This window comes from Nonomuraea sp. NPDC049709 (assembly GCF_040674815.1).
Classification (GTDB): Bacteria; Actinomycetota; Actinomycetes; order Streptosporangiales; family Streptosporangiaceae; genus Nonomuraea.
Genome location: NZ_JBFANM010000081.1, coordinates 1 through 18,962, shown reverse-complemented (window position 1 = coordinate 18,962; position 18,962 = coordinate 1). Strand labels below are relative to the sequence as shown.

At 70.9% G+C, this 18,962-nt stretch carries 17 protein-coding genes and 2 riboswitches; of the genes, 10 read left to right on the top strand and 7 right to left on the bottom strand.

All coding sequences use genetic code 11. From position 1 onward, the window contains the following. Positions 1–193 precede the first annotated feature (193 nt). Entirely contained in the window at positions 194–1,558 is a 1,365-nt protein-coding gene (locus tag AB0J69_RS49900) for a DUF1996 domain-containing protein (protein ID WP_364133246.1), read from the top strand. A 60-nt stretch (positions 1,559–1,618) separates the two neighbouring features. Then, positions 1,619–2,674, top strand: a complete 1,056-nt coding sequence (locus tag AB0J69_RS49895) for a LacI family DNA-binding transcriptional regulator (RefSeq protein ID WP_364133243.1) — start codon at positions 1,619–1,621, stop codon at positions 2,672–2,674. Positions 2,675–2,780: 106 nt separating this feature from the next. On the opposite strand, the gene AB0J69_RS49890 is transcribed toward AB0J69_RS49895, so the two are convergent. Further along, on the bottom strand, positions 2,781–3,428 hold the full coding sequence (locus tag AB0J69_RS49890) for a TetR/AcrR family transcriptional regulator (RefSeq protein ID WP_364133241.1): 648 nt from the start codon (positions 3,426–3,428) through the stop codon (positions 2,781–2,783). Positions 3,429–3,572: 144 nt separating this feature from the next. On the opposite strand from AB0J69_RS49890, the gene AB0J69_RS49885 reads away from it, so the two are divergent. From AB0J69_RS49885 to AB0J69_RS49875, 3 genes are all read left to right on the top strand, one after another. Further along, positions 3,573–4,109 (top strand): SRPBCC family protein, encoded by a 537-nt coding sequence (locus tag AB0J69_RS49885; RefSeq protein ID WP_364133238.1) that lies wholly within the window; start codon positions 3,573–3,575, stop codon positions 4,107–4,109. 360 nt (positions 4,110–4,469) lie between these two features. Continuing rightward, positions 4,470–6,008 (top strand): PQQ-dependent sugar dehydrogenase, encoded by a 1,539-nt coding sequence (locus AB0J69_RS49880; RefSeq protein ID WP_364133236.1) that lies wholly within the window; start codon positions 4,470–4,472, stop codon positions 6,006–6,008. Between the two features lie 198 nt (positions 6,009–6,206). Next, a complete protein-coding gene (locus AB0J69_RS49875) occupies positions 6,207–6,701 on the top strand; it encodes a hypothetical protein (RefSeq protein ID WP_364133234.1) in 495 nt (164 codons plus the stop codon). A 26-nt stretch (positions 6,702–6,727) separates the two neighbouring features. On the opposite strand, the gene AB0J69_RS49870 is transcribed toward AB0J69_RS49875, so the two are convergent. Further along, a complete protein-coding gene (locus AB0J69_RS49870) occupies positions 6,728–7,312 on the bottom strand; it encodes a class I SAM-dependent methyltransferase (RefSeq protein WP_364133232.1) in 585 nt (194 codons plus the stop codon). Between the two features lie 191 nt (positions 7,313–7,503). Then, positions 7,504–8,142, bottom strand: coding sequence for a CHAP domain-containing protein (locus AB0J69_RS49865; RefSeq protein WP_364133230.1), 639 nt, complete (start codon positions 8,140–8,142; stop codon positions 7,504–7,506). Between the two features lie 12 nt (positions 8,143–8,154). Then, a riboswitch (cyclic di-AMP (ydaO/yuaA leader) is annotated at positions 8,155–8,303 on the bottom strand. A gap of 423 nt (positions 8,304–8,726) precedes the next feature. Next, positions 8,727–8,871, top strand: a riboswitch (cyclic di-AMP (ydaO/yuaA leader). 12 nt (positions 8,872–8,883) lie between these two features. Here AB0J69_RS49865 and AB0J69_RS49860 point away from each other — a divergent pair. Next, positions 8,884–9,648 carry a GH25 family lysozyme gene (locus AB0J69_RS49860; RefSeq protein ID WP_364133227.1) on the top strand — a complete coding sequence of 255 codons (765 nt, stop codon included), beginning with the start codon at positions 8,884–8,886 and terminating at the stop codon, positions 9,646–9,648. A gap of 199 nt (positions 9,649–9,847) precedes the next feature. Here the strand turns inward: AB0J69_RS49860 and AB0J69_RS49855 are convergent, their stop codons facing one another. Both AB0J69_RS49855 and AB0J69_RS49850 read right to left on the bottom strand, forming a co-directional pair. Continuing rightward, positions 9,848–12,184, bottom strand: coding sequence for a DUF4832 domain-containing protein (locus AB0J69_RS49855; protein WP_364133226.1), 2,337 nt, complete (start codon positions 12,182–12,184; stop codon positions 9,848–9,850). A 242-nt stretch (positions 12,185–12,426) separates the two neighbouring features. After that, positions 12,427–13,026, bottom strand: a complete 600-nt coding sequence (locus AB0J69_RS49850; RefSeq protein WP_364133223.1) for a TetR/AcrR family transcriptional regulator — start codon at positions 13,024–13,026, stop codon at positions 12,427–12,429. A gap of 155 nt (positions 13,027–13,181) precedes the next feature. Between AB0J69_RS49850 and tal the strand changes: the two genes are divergently transcribed. The 3 genes from tal (at position 13,182) to AB0J69_RS49835 (ending at position 15,717) form a co-directional block, all read left to right on the top strand. After that, positions 13,182–14,015 (top strand): transaldolase, encoded by an 834-nt coding sequence (gene tal / locus AB0J69_RS49845; protein ID WP_364133220.1) that lies wholly within the window; start codon positions 13,182–13,184, stop codon positions 14,013–14,015. 116 nt (positions 14,016–14,131) lie between these two features. After that, entirely contained in the window at positions 14,132–15,436 is a 1,305-nt protein-coding gene (locus AB0J69_RS49840; protein ID WP_364133217.1) for a HAMP domain-containing sensor histidine kinase, read from the top strand. 116 nt (positions 15,437–15,552) lie between these two features. Further along, positions 15,553–15,717 (top strand): hypothetical protein, encoded by a 165-nt coding sequence (locus AB0J69_RS49835; protein ID WP_364133214.1) that lies wholly within the window; start codon positions 15,553–15,555, stop codon positions 15,715–15,717. A 13-nt stretch (positions 15,718–15,730) separates the two neighbouring features. Here the strand turns inward: AB0J69_RS49835 and AB0J69_RS49830 are convergent, their stop codons facing one another. Further along, on the bottom strand, positions 15,731–16,759 hold the full coding sequence (locus tag AB0J69_RS49830) for a cobalamin-dependent protein (protein WP_364133212.1): 1,029 nt from the start codon (positions 16,757–16,759) through the stop codon (positions 15,731–15,733). Continuing rightward, positions 16,756–18,288 (bottom strand): PP2C family protein-serine/threonine phosphatase, encoded by a 1,533-nt coding sequence (locus tag AB0J69_RS49825; RefSeq protein WP_364133209.1) that lies wholly within the window; start codon positions 18,286–18,288, stop codon positions 16,756–16,758. The genes AB0J69_RS49830 and AB0J69_RS49825 overlap by 4 nt, the downstream gene beginning before the upstream one ends. 204 nt (positions 18,289–18,492) lie before the next feature. Between AB0J69_RS49825 and AB0J69_RS49820 the strand changes: the two genes are divergently transcribed. Continuing rightward, the gene (locus AB0J69_RS49820; protein WP_364133206.1) at positions 18,493–18,885 is read left to right on the top strand and encodes a GntR family transcriptional regulator; all 393 of its coding nucleotides are present in this window, start codon (positions 18,493–18,495) and stop codon (positions 18,883–18,885) included. The last annotated feature ends 77 nt before the right edge of the window (positions 18,886–18,962 follow it).

The following is an 18,962-nucleotide window of genomic DNA, read 5'->3' as shown; positions in this document are numbered from 1 at the left end:
GAGGAGAGTCCTCCCGCCATGAAACGACGTCAAGGCCCATTTCTTCACCGACCCGAAACGTCCAGCTCACAAGCGCGAAACGCAGCCAACCGGCCGGCCCGGCCGTCGTCGCGCGCTTGACAGGGGCTCACCCGAGCGGTCAGTCTTCAGGAGAGCGCTCTCCGACCTGTCGGCCCCCGTCGGAGGAGAGACCATGCACCCTTCCCGAAGTCCCGCCAGGCTCCGCCTGCGGGCGGTGTTCACCACACTGGCCGCCACGGTCGCGATGACCGCGGCCGGTCTGGCCGCCGTCGTCCCCGCCGTCGCGGCGGACAGCCTGCTCTCGCAGGGCCGGCCGGCGACCGCCTCCTCCGTCGAGGGCGGCGGTCACGGTGCCGGCGCCGCCGTGGACGGCCTCCCTGGCACCCGCTGGTCGAGCGCCGCCGCCGATCCGCAATGGCTGCAGGTCGACCTCGGCGCCCCTGCGACCATCAACCGGGTCGTACTGACCTGGGAGAACGCGTACGCGAGAGCATTCAGGATCCAGACCTCCGGCGACGGCACCACCTGGACCGACGCCTACACCACCACGACCGGCACCGGCGGCACCCAGACCCTCGACGTGACCGGCACCGGCCGCTACGTCCGCATGTACGGCACCACCCGCGGCACCGGCTACGGCTACTCCCTGTGGGAGATGCAGATCTACGGCAGCGGCGGCGCCACGACCACGCCGAGGCCCAAACCCACGTTCACCGACGAGGTGACCCATCACGAGTTCCAGGCCAACTGCTCGTGGACGGCGAACCGGCCCGACGACCCGATCGTCTATCCGGGGCTGCCCGGCGCCTCGCACATGCACACCTTCGTCGGCAACCGCACGACCAACGCGAGCAGCACGGCCTCCTCGCTCCTCGCCGGTGGGACCTCGTGCACCAACCCGCACGACCGGTCGGCCTACTGGTTCCCGAGCTTCTACAAGGGCGACCAGTTGATCCAGCCGACCGGCCACCAGGTCATCTACTACAAGTCGGGCATCCTGGAGTACTGGCGCGTGCAGCCCTTCCCCCAGGGTCTGCGCTTCGTCGTCGGCAACCCGGCCGCGACCCTGGAGGAGTTCCGCGACTCCCCCGGCGCCGTGGAGGGCTTCGAGTGCGGGGACATCTCGCGCAGCTGGGACATCCCGCGCTCGTGCGTACCGGGCACCCAGGTGAACGTCCGCTACCAGGCGCCGAGTTGCTGGGACGGGGTCCGCCTGGACAGCGCCGACCACAAGGGCCACATGTCCTACCCCACCGGCGGCTACTGCCCGGCCAGTCACCCGGTGGCGGTGCCGATGCTGGAATTCAAGATCGCCTTCCCGGCCGACGGCGACCTGTCCCAGGCGCGCCTGTCCAGCGGGCGTGGTTACACCTGGCACTACGACTTCTTCAACGCCTGGGACGACCCGGCGATCCTCGACGCGCTGGTGACCCACTGCATCAACGGCGGCCTCCAGTGCAACCCGCGCGGCTACGACCTGTACAAGCCGCACCGGGGCGCCGCCCTCACGGAGGACTTCGAGCTTCCCCGGCCTTGAGGTCCGGAGCCGCCACAGAGGCTGGAGAGCGCTCTCCAGCCTCTGTGCTATAAAGGGCTGATGAGGCAAGATCCCTCGCCGGCATCGGGCTCGTCCATCACCCTGGAGGACGTGGCCCGCGCGGCGGGAGTCTCCCGTGCCACGGTCTCCCGTGTGATCAACGGCATCCGCAACGTCGATCCCGCGATCCAGGAGACCGTCAGGCGGGCCATCGCCACCACCGGATACGTCCCCAACCACGCGGCCCGCTCCCTCGTCACGCGCCGCACCGGGGCCATCGCCCTCGTCGTCTCCGGGGCGGGCGGTGAGGGCGAGGACGCCCCCTTTCCGAGCCAGGTCTTCACCGACCCGTTCTTCGGCCGCGTCGTCGGCGGCATCGTCAGCTTCCTGCGGCCGCGCGGCATCCATCCGATCCTGATGTTCGCCGAGACCGCCGAGATCCAGGCCCAGGTCCTCACCCACCTGCGGCACGGCAACGCCGACGGGGCCCTCCTGGTCTCCACCCACGCGGCGGACCCGCTCCCCCGGCTCCTCGTCGAGGCCGGGCTGCCGGCCGTGCTCTTCGCCAGGCCCGCCGAGCCGATCCCGATCAGCTACGTCGACGTCGACCACCGGGCCGGGGCCGAGCTCGCGGCCGGCCGTCTCGTCGCGCGCGGCCGCCGGCGCGTCGCGACGATCTCCGGCCCCCTCGACGTGCCGGCCAGCCAGTCCCGCCTGACCGGCTTCCGGGACGCGATGGCCGTGCACGGCCACCCCTACATCCCCTGCGCCGAGGGCGGCTTCACCCATCACAGCGGCGAGGCGGCCATGGAACGCCTGCTGGCCGAGCATCCCGACCTCGACGGCGTCTTCGCCGCCAACGACCTGATGGCCCAGGGCGCCCTGCTCGCCCTTCGGCAGCACGGCCGCCGGGTGCCGGACGACGTGGCCGTGGTCGGCTTCGACGACAGCAGCGCGGCGACCGCCTGCAGCCCCCCGCTCACGACCATCCGCCACCCGGTGGAGGACATGGCCGCCGAGATGGCCCGCATGCTGCTGACCCACATCGAGCAACCGGGACGGCCGGTGACCTCGCGCATCTTCGAGCCGGTCCTCGTCGTCCGCGACTCCGCCTGACCCTTGACGGACGCGGCGCCCGCGGCGGATCAGGCGGTCTCGTAACCGGGAATGTCCTCGACCCGGCAGTAGACGGGCAGCCCGCGCTCCGGCCCACCGGCGCGGGTCAGCCGGTCAGCAGATCGTCCAGCTCGGCCTCGAAGTAGAGCGCGGGGTCGAAGCCCATCCCGGCGAAGTGGCCGGCCAGTTCCAGGGACAGCACGCCGTGCAGCCGGGTCCAGCAGGACAGGGCCCGGTGCAGGACCGCGGGCGGGGCGGGGTGCCCGTCCGCCCACTGCCGATGATCTTCGATGTGCTCGTCGAAGGGCGTCGCCGGGCTTTCGACGGGCAGTGCGACGCAGGCGTCGAGCAGGGTCGCCATGATCTCGGACGAGATGCCGGTGATCTCGTCGGGCGCGTGGTAGCCGGGCACCGGCGTGCCGTAGATGAGCAGGTAGCGCTGGGGATCGTCGAGCGCCCATGCGCGCAGGGCACGTGCCAGCCCCGCCACGTCGGCGCCGGAGGCGGCGGTCGCTCGGAGGGTGTCGGCCAGGCTCCGGTAGGCGTCCCTGATGAGCGCGGTGATCAGCTCGTCGCGGCCGGCGAAGTACCGGTAGAGCGCGGGCCCGCTCATGCCCATCCGCTTGGCGATCGCGTTGAGGGACAGCGCGGACGCCCCCGCCTCGGCGATCTGCTCCCACGCGCGTTCCTTGATCTCCGCGCGCACCTGATCGCGGTAACGCTCACGCGGGGCCTTCGTGCCCGTTTCGCCCATGGTCCGCCACCTTTCAGCTCCCACGCTGCTACAGCTTCCAAGTTCAGTTAGAAGCTATCACGAACCTTATTGACACTCTCCACGCCGATGCGTTACAACTTCTAACGAACACGAGAGCTTGTAGCGAAACGAAAGAGGCACACCATGTCGAAGCACAGCTCGCCGAAGCCGTCCGTCCAGCGGACCCGCGCCGGCGCCGCCGCACTGACGATCTCCCTGACCCTCGCCGGCGTCCTGGCCGGCACCGTCCCGGCCGCCCAGGCCGCCACCTCCCCCGGCAGCGCGTCCCAGTGCCGCGGGCACGGCGTCGACGCCACCGCCCGCATCCGCTACGAGTCCGACATCGTGATCAAGGCGCCGCTCAGCACCGTCTTCAAGCTGCAGACGGACGTCGAGCGCTGGCCGGCCTGGCAGGCCCCCGTCCTGACGATGAAGCGCCTCACCCCCGGCCCGCTGCGGAAGGGCTCGCAGTTCCGGTGGACCACCCCCGCGCCCGCCACGCCCACGACCCCCGCCACCACCTTGGAGATCACCTCCACCGTCCGGCAGCTCAAGCACAACTCCTGCATCCTGTGGAGCGGACCCGCGATCGGTGCGGGGCTGCGCATCGACGAGGGGGTCCACCTGTGGACCTTCACCAGGGTCAAGGGCGGGGTCCGCGTACACACCGCGGAGACCTGAACGGGCGCGCAGGTCGAAGCGGACATCCCCACGGCGACCGCGGCCCTCGGCGGGGGCCTCGAAGCGTGGCTGCGCGACCTCAAGACCACCGCCGAAGCCCACGCCGCCGGTCAGCCGCGCGCCTCCCGCTGACGCTGACCGCACCCCGGACCGCGAGCGCCTCGCGGTCCGGGCAAATGTACGTTTCATCGGCCGGGGCCGGGGCCTGGCCGGGGCTCTCTCGCATCGCCGCCGGTCAGAGGGTACGCCTGCGGCCGCGGCAGCCTGGTGCCGTTTCCGCGGCCGGAGCCGCGCTGGATGGGCCGGCGGGCGAGCGGATACCGTCCGGTCGGGACGCAGCCCCGGCCTCTGGAGTCCGACATGCCAGGAAAACGCTGGGCAGCCCCCGTGCTGCTCGCCTTGTCCCTGCCACTGCTCGCCCCCGTGAACGCACTCACCCCACCCGTCGCCGCCGCCACCTCCCCATCCGTCGTGGACAGCTCGGCCCAGGTGCCACTGGAAGAGATCAACGCGACCAGCACCCAGGTCGCCTTCGGGCTACGCCGCCCCACCGCCATCGCCGCGCCCGACGACGGCACGAACAGGCTGTTCATCACGGAGAAGCGCGGGACCGTACGCGTCTACCACCCGGACACCGGCCTCGGGCAGACCCCGATCATCGACATCACCGCGTCGGTGGACGAATCCGGCAACGAGCGGGGGCTGCTCGGCATGACCCTCGCGCCCGACTTCGCCGAGAGCCAGGACCTGTACCTCGCCTACACCGCGCTGCCGGACGGCGCGGTGACGCTGGCCCGGTACCGGCTGGACGAGGCCCGCCTCGAACCGCTGCTCTCCCAGGAGCACGCCGAGTTCGACAACCACAACGGCGGCCAGATCACCTTCGGCAACGACGGCAACCTGTACATGAGCATCGGCGACGGCGGCGGCGCCGGGGACCCCTTGGACAGCGGGCAGCGCCTGGACACGCTGCTGGGCAAGATCCTGCGCGTGGACGTCAGCCGGAGCTGCGGCGACCTGGCCTACTGCGTACCGGAGGACAACCCGTTCGTCGGCGTGGCGGGCGCCCGGGAAGAGATCTGGATGTACGGCGGGCGCAACCCCTGGCGCTTCTCCGTCGACCCCGCGGACGGCTCGCTGTGGATCGCCGACGTCGGCCAGGGCAGATGGGAGGAGATCAACCACATCCCGGCCGGACGGCAGGCGGGCGCGAACCTCGGCTGGTCCTGCTACGAAGGGCTCGAGGTGTTCGACCAGGCCCAGTGCCGCTCCGGCGCCGCGTACACCAAGCCCGTCTTCACCTACTCCCCGCACACCGGCGGCTGCGCGGTCATCGGCGGGCAGGTGTACCACGGCGAGCAGTTCGCCCACCTGGTCGGCGGCACCTACATCGCCACCGACTACTGCTACTCCACCGTGTGGGCGCTGCGCGCGAACGGTGCCGGCGGCTACGACCAGGCCGAGATCGGCCAGACGCCCACGCAGGTCACGGCGTTCGGCGCGACACCGGAGGGCGAGCTCTACGTCGTCAACGACCTTCCCGGCGGCCTGCACCGCATCACGTTCGAACACGCCAAGCCGACCTGCCGGATCGCGTACACCACGCAGACCTGGGGTGGCGGGATGACCGTCGACCTCACCATCACCAACACCGGCAGCACGCCGATCAACGGCTGGACGCTGAGGTTCCCCCTCTCCCGGGGACAGACCGTCATCTCTGACTGGAACACCGACCTCACCCAGAGCGGTGACATGATCACCGCGGTCAACGCCACCCACAACGGCGCCATCGCCCCCGGCGGCAGCGTCACCATGGGTTACCTCGCCCGCCACACGGGCGACACGTCCCTGCCGAGCCGGTTCTCCCTCAACAGGGACGCCTGCGCCGTCAACCGCTGAGCCTCAGGAAGCCACCGAGCACGGGGAGGGCCGGCCGCGACGCTCGCTGCGGCCCTCCCCGAACGCGTCGGGGTCACCCGGGGAGCGCATTCCTGTCACAGCTCGCCTACCTGTCCTGTCCAGAGGGGTGTAACCATCCGACGACGGCAAGGAGTGCATCATGGACACCCGCGCGTACCTCTTGGGCGAGACCTCCTGATGCATGCCGTCCTCCACACGGTGGGGATAGCGGTCGGCTGCGCCCTGGCCCTGGCCCCGGCCCTGCTGCCCTTCGCCCGGCCCGCCAGGAGATGGCCGCACGTCGTCATGGCGCTCGGCATGGCGCTCGGGCACCTGGGCGGCCTGTTCCTCCCCGCCGGGGTGCTCGCCCTGCTGACCGCCGGCTGGCTCTGCGGCTCCCCCTCCCGCCGCGCGGAAACCGGTCACCACATCCAGGACTTCGTGGTCATGTCCCTCCTCCTGGTCCTGACGGCGTTCAACGACCCCACGCCCGCCGGCGCCTCCTCACCGGCGCACTCCCACGGAGGCGGATCGCTGACCGCGGTGGCCCTGGTCATCGGGGTGGCCTGGACGTGCGCCCGGCTCCTCCACCTTCTCCCCGGGCGAAGCCCGGACCGCAGGACGCTCAGCCAGAACGCGTGCTCGGCCGGCATGGCGGCCAGCATGGCCTTCATGACCGCACTGGCCCTCTGACGCACGAGCGGACGTACGCGGCACCCTCAGCGTCGTAGCGCGACCAGTTCGCCCTTGCCGACGTTGATCGTGCTGACCGTCAGGCCGGGCTCCTGCCGGAGCAGGTCGTGCAGGGGGGCGATCTCCTCGGGGTGGGACAGGGCGTTGTCGGCCACGAGGATGCCGCCCCGGCGCAGGACGCGGTACGGATGGGGCCACCAGGACGGGTACTCGGGGCGTTCGGCGTCGAGGAAGAGCAGGTCCACCGCCCCGTCCGGCAGGTCCGCGAGGACGGCGCCGCCGTCGGCGACCCGGAACTCCACGTGGTCGGCCAGGCCCGCCTCGGCCGTCGTACGCCGGGCGTGGGCCTGGGCCTGGGCGTCGGTGTCGAGGCTGAGGACGTGACCGCCGGCCGCCCGGGCCGCGTCGGCCAGCCACAGCGTGGACACGCCGCGGGAGGTGCCGATCTCGACGATGGTGCGCGCATCGATGCTCTGGGCGAGGAACCAGAGGAACTCCCCGGCGTCGGGCTCCAGGACCCGCCACCGGTCCAGCCTGTCCTGCTGGGCGGCGTCGTGCCGGGCCGCGGCCTCGTTCAGGTCCTGGATGATCTTCCGTACCGTCGCGTCCACGGGTAGGAGTCTGCCCTACCTCCGACGTCATCCCGCACTCCGCAGGGGGGCCGCGACGCTCGACTGGTATCGGCAGCACGCGTAGCCCGGCTCTCCCGGAGCAAACACAACGGGTGGCGCAGGATCTCTCCTGCACCACCCGGTGTCCCTTGGCCATCGCACCTGGCAAGGAGCGTGCGGCCTACCTGGGATCAGGCCTTGTACTGGGGGTAGCCGTAGCCGACGACCTGGGACTTGGGCCGGATGCGCTGCTCGACCTTGCCGTTGCCGGTGTTGCCCTCGATCGTGGTGATCGTGCCGTTGCCGTTGTCCTGCTTGACCAGGCCCACGTGGTCGATGCCCGTGGTGCTCTTGCCGTTCCAGTCGAAGAAGACGACGGCGCCGGGCTTGGCGATCGTGCCCCAGTGCTGGTTGGTCTGGAACCACTTGGCGTAGGTGACGGTGTAGGCGTCCCAGCCCATGGTGGGGCGGACGCCGGCCTTCTCGCCGACCCAGGAGACGAACATGGCGCACCACGGAGCGTTGGCGTAGGCCCGTACACTTCCGCCGTCACGGGTGATGGTCTCCTGCGCCCGGGGCGAGGACATGTACCAGCTGTGGAACGGGGTGCCACCGCCCGCGGCGTTCTCGGCCACGCCGATCTGCGACTCGGCGACCTTCAGCACCGACTGCGCGGACACCTGACCCGCGGACTTCTGCGCCTGGGAGGAGTCGTCGGCGGCGAAGGCCGGACCGGCGGCGAGAACGGCACCGGCCGCCACGGCCGCCCCGACGGCGAACCGGGTGAGGCTCGCGGGCTTCAGGGCACGGGAAAGGGTGTACTTGGCCATTACTTGGATTGCTCCTCGCTTCCATGCCGCCTACCGGGTTAGCTGACGGGTTCGGGCGTGGAAGTGCCCTACGGTGCGCTCGGATCAGAGCGCGCCGATTCACCCCAGAAAAAAGTGGGTCCCCGGTTCCGCTGCATTCACGGATTCGGCGGGCCGCGTCACACATCCCTGCACGTACGTGCTGGTGAGACGCGGTCTCGACAAATGAACGGCGTCACGCGACAAGTGCTTGTCGTCAGGTCGTACGCCTTGAGTCCTCAAAGGTAAGCGAATCGCATAGAAAGATGCAAGCCGGGCCCTGGGAAAGGCAACAGGATCCCCTGCGACATAGGCGATCGCGACAGAATTCTTTACCCAAGCAGCATGGTGGACGGGGTTTAGGAGGGCAAAAGCGGTCGCATCACGAGTATCACAAGTCACAGCCGTTCCGGGGCGGCGACCAGGGCGGCGCCGGAAACTTTACCCAGCCCCGGAAACCCTTGCCGGCGCGGCTTTTCGGGCTGGTTCCCGCCGACGAACATGGGCCTTCGCTTTGCCGTACTTGCTCCCACTTTAGGGAGATCTGTACCTTTACTGGGCGCGGTCCGCCGCGCCCGCCGAATCCGCGACCCCGCGGAGCCGGGGATCCACTTTCCGGGGTGAATCGGACGCCGGCCCGAGCCGCGCCCGTAGGGGCGACTTCCAGTCCCGAACCCGTCAGCTAACCCGGTAGGCGGCATGGAAGAAGGAGTCGACATCCCCATGCTCAAGCCTCAGCTCGCCGCGATCGTCAGGAACCGCCGCCCCGCCGAGCTCTTCGCACTGGCCGTCGGAGGCGTGATCCTGGCCGCTACCACCGCCGTCACCGGCGCGACCGGTACGGTGCTCGCCTCGCCCACCGATCACGGCGCCACCGTGCAGGCAGCCCAGCACAGGACCCAGCAGCTCACGTACGGCCTGGACATCTCCAACTACGAGCCCCAGTACGACTGGGCCGCCAGCCCCGCCCAGTTCGGCATCATCAAGGCCACCGAGGGCACCGGCTTCCGCGACGCCTCGTTCGCCCGTCACTGGCGTGAGCTGGGCGACAAGGGCATCGTGCGCGGCGCGTACCACTTCGGCCACCCCGGCAACGACCCCATCGCCGAGGCCGAGCACTTCCTGTCCGTGGTGAACGCCCAGCCCGCCAAGGGCGGCGACCTGCTGGTCCTGGACCTGGAGACGACCGACGACAGGTCCGTCGCCCAGGTGAACGCCTGGGCCAAGGCGTGGCTGGCACACGTGAAGGCCAGGACCGGGATCACCCCGATGTTCTACAGCGGCTGGAACTTCGCCGACACGTACGGCAAGGGCCTGGCCGACTACCCCCTGTGGGTCGCCCACTACAGCAGGGCCAAGGGCGCGCTCACCCCGCCCGCCGACTGGAAGTCCTGGACCATCCACCAGTACACCGACTCCCCCATCGACCAGAACGTCTCCGCGCTGACCCCCGACCAGCTGCGCGACCTGGGCAGGCGCGCCGCCTGACCGGCGTCAGGCCCTCCCTGCCGCCCGGGGGGCACCCGCCGCGGAACCAGCGCCGCAGAGCCGAAGAGCAGGGCGGTGGCGAGCGAGGCCGGGGCGGGGCCGGGCAGCGCGTCGCCGCGAACGGTACGCCGGCCCGCTGAGACGGTCGGGGCGGCCCGGAAGGCCGGGAGCGGCAGCCCGATCCCGGCCTCCCGGTGGGTCACTCGAACGAGAGGGAGTCGATGGTGACGGTGCTGTCGCCGCCGTACCAGAAGCCCATCGCGAGCTGTCCGGGGGACGCGCGGTTGATCCCGTTCGCGGACATCGGAAGCCTGATGTCCTTGTACGCGGTGGTGATGGCCGGATGGCCGCCGCCGTCGAGCGTGAAGTCGCCGAAGGCCTTGGTCGCCCCGCCGAGACTGAGGTGGAAGTGGGCCTGCTCGCCCCCTGCCGCGCCCTTGATCCGGACGACGAGATGCGTGTACGCGGACAGGTCGGTGTACACGTCACTGCCGAACCAGCCGCAGTTGTCGTACCGCAGGCTGAGCGCCCCGCCGGACACGGCGCCGGAGCCGCCGCCGTTGAGGAAGCAGTTCCCGCCGGTCCACCTGCCGAGGTCGTTGCGGGCGGCGGACGGGTACGCCGGGTTGCCGTCGAAGTCGTCCACGACCAGGCCCGCGGACGTCGCCGGGAGGGTGACGACGGTGACCGGCGCCGACGCGGCGGAGGTGTTGCCCGCGGCGTCGTAGGCCCTGACGGTGTAGGTGTAGGAGGTCGCGGGGTTCAGCCCGGTCTCGGTGAAGGAGGTCGTCGCCGACGTCCCGGCCTGGGTGGTGCCGCGGTAGATGCGGTATCCGGCCACGCCGACGTTGTCCGTGGCCGCCGTCCAGGACAGGGTGACCGAGTTCGCGGTGCGTGACGGGGAGGTCAGCCCGGTGAGCGCGGTCGGCGCCGTGGTGTCCTGGCCGCCGCCGCTGCCGACGGTGACCGGGCCGAGGCCGAGCCAGCCGTCGGCGCCCTGGGTGGCGTTGGCGAAGCGAAGCCTCTTGGCGTTCGCGGAGACGGTCTCCAGCGGGTTCTTCACCCGGAGGACCCACTGGTAGCCGCCGTTGGGGACGCCGGAGAGGTTGACGCCGGTCTGGAAGTACTGCGGGTAGCCGTGGTCCAGATAGGTCGGGTCCGGGCCCACACCCCAGTCGGGGAACGCGCGGATCTTGAGCGGCATGACCGTGCGGAGGTCCCAGGACGTGTCGAAGGTCCTGACCACGGTCCCGGCGCTGTTCTTCAGGCCGAGGGTGACCGTCCACGGGTAGTAGAACGGCGCCACCCCGTTGTTCCTGATCCGTACGCCCACGTTCGTGGTGCCGCTCGCGGTGTCCTTGAAGTACGCGTTGTCGACGGTGAGGTCGTACCCCATGAGGCGGACGGCCGCCGCGACGTTCGGGTCGCCGGCCGCGTAACTCTGGCTCTGTTCGTTGATCTTCCAGGTGGTGTGCTCCAGCTCGATGCACGCCTTCATGTTGTCGACCTGCCCGGAGCCGCCGGGCCAGGAGGCGAACGCCGAGGACTGGATCTCGGGCCGGACCTCGCCGCCCATCGAAGCCGTGATCCACTTGTTCTCCGCGCCGTGGCTGAGGGCCCGTTCGAGCTGGGCGTAACTGGCCCCGCCGAGCGACCGCGGCAGCGTGACGCCGGCCAGCGGGGAGCCTTCCTTGTAGCAGAAGGAGTCGTCGTGGTAGCCGATGTCCCGGTTCGTCCCCGCGCCGGCCGCCGAATCGGGGTAGCGCATCTCCAGCTTGGTCCGGTTGAACGCGTTGTCGTACGCCTGGAGGATCTGCGCGGCGTGCGCGTCGGTCGGCATGAAGTTCGGATGGGTGTCGCCGCTGGTGTCGGTGTCGAACGGCCAGGTGTGCCACTCGCCCCACAGCCCGATCAGGCCCAGGTGGATGAACCCGATGCGGGGGTCGCCGTCGTACCGGGCGCCGAAGGCCGCGATGAAGTCGCCCAGTGCGTCGAGCAGGTACGGGCTGTCGTAGTCCGGGCTGGTGGTGCCCCAGTAGGTGTTGGTCCGGTACGTGACGTGCCCGTCGAAGCAGCGCGGGATGGCGTTGGCCGGGTGGGTCCCGGAGCCGCCGGGATACTCCAGGTAGAACCGCACGGCGGCCTGGTTGCCGTACGACGCGATCTCGTTCAGCGCGCTGTCGAGGATCGACCAGTTGTACTTCGAGCAGTCGGCCGGGTCGGTCATCAGCTCTGACAGGCCGAAATAGCTCCACGTGAGGGAGTGCGGGTAGCCGGTGTTCTGGTCGGCCCCTGGCCAGTAGAAGCGGGCGAAGCCCTTGAGCGGGTTGTCCAGGGGCCCGGGTGCGGCCGCCAGCGGATGCGCCTGGAGCGACGGGTCGGGCGCCACGGGGGCCGGCGGCCGGGGCGGCACGCCGCCCGGGACCGGCGCGGCCGCCCACGCCTGGGCGGCTGGGAACAGGGCCAGCGCGACGGCGGCGAGCGCCGCGAGCAAGGCCCGGCGAAGCCGCCGCGATGGCAGAAGGAGGGCAGGCATGACCAGGAAACCTCCGAGATACGTGGCTGGCAGAAGCCTGCTGCGGGCCGCCGTTGACCCGCCGCATGGGGGTTGACGTGGGACGGAAGGGTTCGGAGACGCTGCCGCATGCTCCCCGATATATGAGGAGCTTTTGACAAATTTCCGATTGCTCACATCATTATTCGAGAGCCGGCCCGTGACAAGAGGTCAATTTCACCGCGCGCCCGAGCGCGCCTGCCCGCGCCGCCCGACCTACGGGTTCACGCACGAGCCATGGCCGGCCACAGCACGGCCACGACACGTTCGGGAATCTCCTCCCTCGGCTCCCCCGCGTAGAACGCGGCGAAGTAGCTGCCGAAGCACATCATCGCGATCGTCCGGACGTCGATGGCGGCCTGGAACACCTGACGGTCCCGCAGCTGCCGCAGCACCTCCTCCACCAGCGCGAGACGGGGCTCGACGGCGTGCGTGCGCAGGATCTCGAGCAGCTCGGGGGTGCGGGGCAGCTCGCCGGCGAAGTTGCCCATCAGCACCATGGCGTCGGGGTTGTAGCAGGCCGGGTCGAGTCGCCGGACGGCCTCGACGAGGGCCTCGCGAGGCTCCAGGCCGGAGAGGTCGACGGCGTGCATGTCGCGCTGCTTGCGGAAGCCGTAGTCGAGCGCGTCGACGACCAGGTCGAACTTGTTCTTCCAGCGGCGATAGAGCGTGGGCCGGGTCACCTTGGCGTCGGCGACGATGTCGCCGATCGTCATCCTGGCGTAGCCGTCGCGCACGAGCCGCTTACGGGTGGCCAGGATGATGGCCTCGTCGATGGCCGCGTCACGCGGCCGGCCCCCGGAGCTCGCCCGCTGCGCGTCCATGGTCGCCTCCGCCTCGAGATACGTTACAGCAAGTAACTGTAACACAAGCGGGAATGGCCGAAGCTCGCAGTTTCGTTACACCCATTGACTGTAACGAAACTACGCATTCGTCACCAGGCGAGAGCTGGTGTCGCCAAAGGGGAAGGAAAAGAGTTATGACCTGTAATGACCGACTTGCCGAGCTGGCCGCGGCCGGGGTGTCCATCTGGCTGGACGACCTGTCGAGGCAACGGCTGGACTCGGGCAGTCTCGCCAGGCTCATCCGCGACCACCACGTCGTCGGGGTCACGACGAACCCGACGATCTTCGCCACCGCGCTGTCGAGCGGCGACGACTACGGCAAGCACCTGCGCCGCCTGGCCGACGCCGGCGCCGACCCGGACACCGCCGCCCGGGAGCTGACCACCTCCGACGTGCGCGAGGCCGCCGGCCTCCTCCGTGGCGTCCACGACGCGACGGACGGCCGGGACGGCCGGGTGTCCATCGAGGTGGGCCCCCGCCTGGCCCGGGACACCGAGGGGACGGTGACCGAGGCGCGGCAGCTGTGGCAGGCCGTGGACCGGCCCAACATCTTCGTGAAGATCCCGGCGACCCGGGAAGGGCTGCCGGCCGTCACCGCAGCGCTGGCCGAGGGCATCAGCGTCAACGTCACGCTGGTCTTCTCGCCCGAGCGGTACCGCGCCGTGGTCAACGCCCTCCTCACCGGCCTCGAACAGGCCAGGGCCCATCGCCTTCGCCTCGGCCACATCTCGTCGGTGGCCTCGTTCTTCGTCTCCAGGGTGGACACCGAGGTCGACCGGCGGCTCGACGCCATCGGCACCGGCACCGCCGCACGCGCGCGGGAGGTCTTCGACCGGCTCGCCGAAGCGGGTGTCGACCTGGCCGGAACGTTCCAGGTGCTCGAGGACGAGGGCGTCGGCAGGTTCGCCAGGTCCTCGCGGGAACTGCTCGACACCGTGGCCGAGCGGCTGGTGGAGGCGAGTGGCTGACGTGGTGGCACATACATCGGTTCGACAACTTCTGTCCGTACGGAGATGACATGTCACTCCTTCCACGCCCGCGTTCCGTCCGGGGTCGGTGCACATTCATCGCGGCTCTGTTCGCGATGAGTGTGCTGGTGGTGCTCGGCGCGACCCTTGACCTCGCGATCCGCTACCGGGTCCAGTCCGACTCCTTCCGCCTGGCAGAACGGGTGGCGAGCCAGTGGAGCCCGGTGGCCCGCAGCGGCTTGGTGCCGCACCCGATCCCGGCCAACCCGCCCGTCGACCTCATCCAGGTCGTGGACGTGCACCACCGGGTCACGAACTCCAGCCGGGAGGCGTCGTCAACGGTCCCGCTCAGCCGGCTCCGGCCACCGCCCGACGCCCGCTTCCAGCCGCACACCGAGTGCCCGCCGAACGACCGTTGCATCCTGCTGCAGGCCATCCGCCTGACCCCGGACGAGAACGCGAGCGTCGTCTACGCCGGCACCCCGGAACCGGACCTGCTGGCCACCCACCGCCTCGAATACGCCATCGCGGCCGGGATCGCCCTGATCACCGGCATCGCGGCCTGGACCGCATGGGTGCTGGTGGGCCGCGCGCTGGGCCCCGTCGAGGCGATCAGGGCCAGGATGTCGCAGATCACGGTGAGCGACCTCAGCATGCGCGTGCCCGAACCGCAGGGCAACGACGAGATCGCCCGGCTCGCCACCACCGCCAACCAGACCCTCAGCCAGCTGGAGGGCGCGGTGGAACAGCTCCGCCAGTTCGCCTCCACGACCAGCCACGAGCTGCGCACCCCGATCGCCGGGCTGCGCACGCAGCTGGAGGAGGCGCTGCTCTACCCCGAGGACGTGGACGCCCGGGACGCGCTGCAGAGAGCGCTGGTCACCGCCGGGCGGCTGGAGGAGATCGTCAACGACCTGCTGCTGCTCGCCCGCCTCCGGGCCAGCGATCCGCTGCCCCCGGAGAGGATCGATCTCGGCGAACTCGTCACCGCGGAGGTGCGCGCGCAGTCCGGGAGCGTGCCGATCGCCGTCCACGCGCCCGCCGGGCTGGAGATCCGCGGCTCCCGCATGCAGCTGATCCGCGTGCTGGACAACCTCCTGTCCAACGCTCAGCGGCACGCCGAATCGTCCGTCGAGGTCAGCGTCGCGCCGGCCGACGAGGGGGTCGTGGTCACCGTGGCCGACGACGGACCCGGCGTCCCGCCCGCCCACCGCGAACGTATCTTCGAACGGTTCGTCCGCCTCGACGACGGCCGCCGCCGCGACCCCGGGGGCAGCGGTCTCGGCCTGGCCATCTCCCGCGACATCGCGCACGCCCACCACGGCACCCTCACGGTCGGGGACTCGTCGCGCGGGGCGAAGTTCGTGCTGTGGCTGCCGCTCATCAGCGGATGCCCCGCCCCACCGCAGGACCAGCCGTAGAAGGGTAGGACGTCATGAACCTCCGCAACACACCGGCCGTCAGGGTGGTCCAATCCCGGTGACGGGGAGTCGGTCCGCGCCGCACCCGCCACACGCGCGAGGACGAGCACTCCATCGTGCTCGAAGGCCAGATCGGCTTCCGGTCCGGCGCCGACGAGGTCGTCGTAGGCCCCGGCGGCGGGCTCCACGAGACGCCCGAATTCACCGAACTCGCGACGAGGTACGGCCTCACCTACGGCGACCAGGCCGGCTCGACGACGTCGTGGCCCGTTACGGGCTGACGTCACCGACCCACTAGCCGGCCGGGCGGAGCGTCGCCCGGGTCCGCGTCAGGGTGGCGCGGGCCTGCGGCAGGTCGGAGAGGTGGGCGTCCATCGCGTCCAGGGCGGCGGCCAGCACGCGCTCCGGTACGCCGCGCGACCCGAGCAGCTGCGCCATCCAGCCGATGAAGGTGGTGAACAGGTCCGGGTCGTCCACGTACGCGGCGGTCCTCAGGAAGTCGACGATGTAGGCGACGTCTTCGGCGGTGTGTCCCGGTTGCCCCTCAGGGACGTGCCGGCTCAGCTCTTCCATGACGCTTCTGACCAGGTCCGGAGCGCGGGCGGTGAGCTGGCTGTACTCGTGGCCGGCCAGGTGGGCCGGCCCGCCGACGCTCAGCCCGGACGTGGGCCGGTGCGGCAGCGGCCCGTCGAGGAGGTCGGCGGCGGTGCGGGCGTCGGGTGCCCAGGCGTCGGCTCCGAGCAGCTGGGCGTAACGGCCGTCGGGGCCGAAGGCGGCGCCGCCGGCGAGCACGGGCGTGCCCGCCGCCTGGCAGGCGATGATCGCCGCGTGCGCGGCGGGCAGGCGGGTGGCGATCGAGTTGGACAGCGCGACCACGTCGGGGGCCGTCCGGTGCAGGTGCACGATCAGGTGCGCGGTGGGCACGTGGGCGCCCAGGTAGTCGACCCGCCAGCCGCGCAGCCGCAGCACCTCGGTCAGCAGCCGGGCGGGGAACGTGTGCCACTCGCCGGCCACGCACGCCACGGTGATCCGCCCCTTGGACGGCTCGGAACGGTGGTCCCGTGCGGCCGGATGGTGGGCCACGACGGTGAGGACGCGCTCGTTGACGGCGGTGGCCGTGTGTTCCTGGGCGACCGTGAGGCGGTTGGCCGCCCAGTCCTGGCCGATGCGGGCCTGCGCGACGGCGACGACGTCGAGGAGCACGGTCTCCGCCGGGACGTCGGCGTCGAGCGCGGCCCGGGCCGTGTCGATCGCGGTGTACTCGTCGCCGGCCGTCGCCGCCTCCTCCAGCGCTCCGACGTACCGCTCGATGTCGTCCTTCACACCGGCCGCCCTCCTGCCGCGGGGGCCGCGCGCGGCGCCCCGATGGCGACGATCGCGATGTCGTCCTGCTCCCCCTCGCCCGCCCACTGCGACGCGAGCATCTGCACGCGCTCCGCCAGGGCGTCCGGCGGCATGCCGGCGCACTGCCGCAGCTCCTCCCGCAGCCGCTCGTCGCCGAACATCTCGTCGCCGAGCGGCCCGCCCCTGGCCTCGATGACGCCGTCGCTGTAGAGCAGGCACATCTCTCCCGGCCGCAGGAGCACCGTCTCGGTGACGCTGCTGACCTGCTCCAGGATGCCGATCAAGGTCCCCTCGGTACGGGCGACGTCCACCCGGCCGTCGTTGCGCACGATCATCGGCGGCGGGTGCCCGGCGCTGGTCAGCCGCAGCGCGAGCCGCGTGCCGCGGCGTTCGACCGCGGCCAGCACCAGGGTGACGAAGCGCAGGCCGTCACCGGCGAGCAGCACGTCGTTGAGCTGCTCGAGCACGCGCTGGTGGTCGTCGGCCAGCGGCAGCAGGGCGCGCAGCGTGTTGCGGATCTTGCCGGTGATCACGGCGGCCTCCAGCCCCTTGCCGGAGACGTCGCCCAGCACCACCAGGGATTCCCGGCCCGAGCCGACGGCGGGATGCACGTCGTAGAAGTCCCCGCCGACCCGCGCGCTGTCGCCCGCCGCCCGGTAGCGGGCCGCCACCTCGGCGCCGTCCAGGTGCGGCGTCACCGGCGGCAGCAGGTCGGCCATCAGCGTCTCGGCGACGGCCGCCTGCTCGGCGTACACGCGGGCGATCGAGATCGCGGTGCCCGCCCGCCCGGCGAACAGGCGCGCGAACACCTCCTCGCGCGGGGAGAAGCCGGCGGCCGAGCGGCGCGACAGGACGAGCGCGCCCACGGGCAACCCGTATCCGGGGAGCGCGATCACCACCACGGAGCCGACCTCGCCGTTCCCGTCACGCACCACCCAGCCGGGGGCCTGCGCGGGCTCGATCCAGCGGGGCGGCCTCGGCGGGATCCCCTGCAGGGCCTCGAGGAGCCCTGGCAGTGTCCGCGGGTCGACGTTCAGGCTCGTGTGTACGGCCTCGCCGCCCGAATCGCAGCAGGTGACCTGGTACCGGCGGCTTGACACCGGCATGACGACCCACGCGGCGTCGGCGAGATGCCGCACGGCCAGGCGCGCGGTCGCCTCCAGGCAGCGGTCGAGGTTGAGTGAGGACAGCAGCTCGCTGGCGACCTCCACCATGGAGACGGCGGAGTCCCGCTCGACCCGCAGCGCTTCCATGGCCTGCTGCTGTCCGGTGACGTCGACCAGCCACCAGGTGACGCGCCCGGCGTCCGCGTACACCGAATGCGCCTCGAACACCCGCTCGCCGATCGGCCCGCGCCGGCCAGGTGCGAACCACGCCGGGGCGACCCACGCCGGCGACGTGTCACCGGCCGCGCGGTGGAACAGCGACCGGGCGGCCCCGTTCGCCTGCTCGATGATGCCTGAGGCGTCCGTCACCAGCATCGGGTACGGCGTGTCCTCCCCCAGCATGCCGATCCTGCCCCGTCCACGATCACCTGCGAGTTCTTTCACCCTACGGACGTGAAGTGCATGACTTTCTCGACGGCGAATCGTATTTGTGTCATTTTTCGCCGCACGCAGGCCGCCGCCGGAGCTTCCCGCCGGGAGCTTCTTAACCAGCGCCATACATGGGACGATCTAAAGTACTAGGAAGCTAGATAAATGGAGACATCGGTGATCGAGTTCCATCTGGATGCGAAGTCCGGCCTCTCGCCCTACCTGCAGCTGGTCCAGCAGGTACGGCATGCGCTGCGCCTCGGCCTGCTGCGCGAGGGCGACCAGTTGCCGACGGTCAAGGAGGTCGTGGCGCACCTGGCGATCAACGCCAACACCGTGCTCAAGGCCTACCGCGAGCTCGAGCACGAGGGCCTGGCCGCCGCCCGGCCGGGGGTGGGCACGTTCGTGACGGCGACGCTCACCGGCACCTCGCTGGCGGCGCACGGCCCGCTGCGGCTGGAGCTGCAGCGCTGGCTGGCCAAGGCCCGCCGGGCCGGCCTCGACGAGGAAAGCATCGAGGCCCTGTTCCTGACCACCTTTCGCACCACTGCACAGGAGGACATAGCGTGACCGCTGTCCTGCAGGCCCAGCAACTGGGCAAGAAGTACGGCAAGCGCTGGGCGCTGCGCGAGTGCACCATCGACATC

Bases quoted from the DNA above. Each gene is read 5' to 3' on its own strand.
- AB0J69_RS49890 (WP_364133241.1), bottom strand. From the start codon at position 3,428: ATGGGCGAAACGGGCACGAAGGCCCCGCGTGAGCGTTACCGCGATCAG.
- AB0J69_RS49840 (WP_364133217.1), top strand. From the start codon at position 14,132: ATGAGTGTGCTGGTGGTGCTCGGCGCGACCCTTGACCTCGCGATCCGC.
- AB0J69_RS49865 (WP_364133230.1), bottom strand. From the start codon at position 8,142: ATGGCCAAGTACACCCTTTCCCGTGCCCTGAAGCCCGCGAGCCTCACC.
- AB0J69_RS49875 (WP_364133234.1), top strand. From the start codon at position 6,207: ATGCATGCCGTCCTCCACACGGTGGGGATAGCGGTCGGCTGCGCCCTG.
- AB0J69_RS49825 (WP_364133209.1), bottom strand. From the start codon at position 18,288: ATGCTGGGGGAGGACACGCCGTACCCGATGCTGGTGACGGACGCCTCA.
- AB0J69_RS49900 (WP_364133246.1), top strand. From the start codon at position 194: ATGCACCCTTCCCGAAGTCCCGCCAGGCTCCGCCTGCGGGCGGTGTTC.
- AB0J69_RS49880 (WP_364133236.1), top strand. From the start codon at position 4,470: ATGCCAGGAAAACGCTGGGCAGCCCCCGTGCTGCTCGCCTTGTCCCTG.
- AB0J69_RS49895 (WP_364133243.1), top strand. From the start codon at position 1,619: ATGAGGCAAGATCCCTCGCCGGCATCGGGCTCGTCCATCACCCTGGAG.
- AB0J69_RS49860 (WP_364133227.1), top strand. From the start codon at position 8,884: ATGCTCAAGCCTCAGCTCGCCGCGATCGTCAGGAACCGCCGCCCCGCC.
- AB0J69_RS49850 (WP_364133223.1), bottom strand. From the start codon at position 13,026: ATGGACGCGCAGCGGGCGAGCTCCGGGGGCCGGCCGCGTGACGCGGCC.
- AB0J69_RS49885 (WP_364133238.1), top strand. From the start codon at position 3,573: ATGTCGAAGCACAGCTCGCCGAAGCCGTCCGTCCAGCGGACCCGCGCC.
- tal (WP_364133220.1), top strand. From the start codon at position 13,182: ATGACCTGTAATGACCGACTTGCCGAGCTGGCCGCGGCCGGGGTGTCC.
- AB0J69_RS49855 (WP_364133226.1), bottom strand. From the start codon at position 12,184: ATGCCTGCCCTCCTTCTGCCATCGCGGCGGCTTCGCCGGGCCTTGCTC.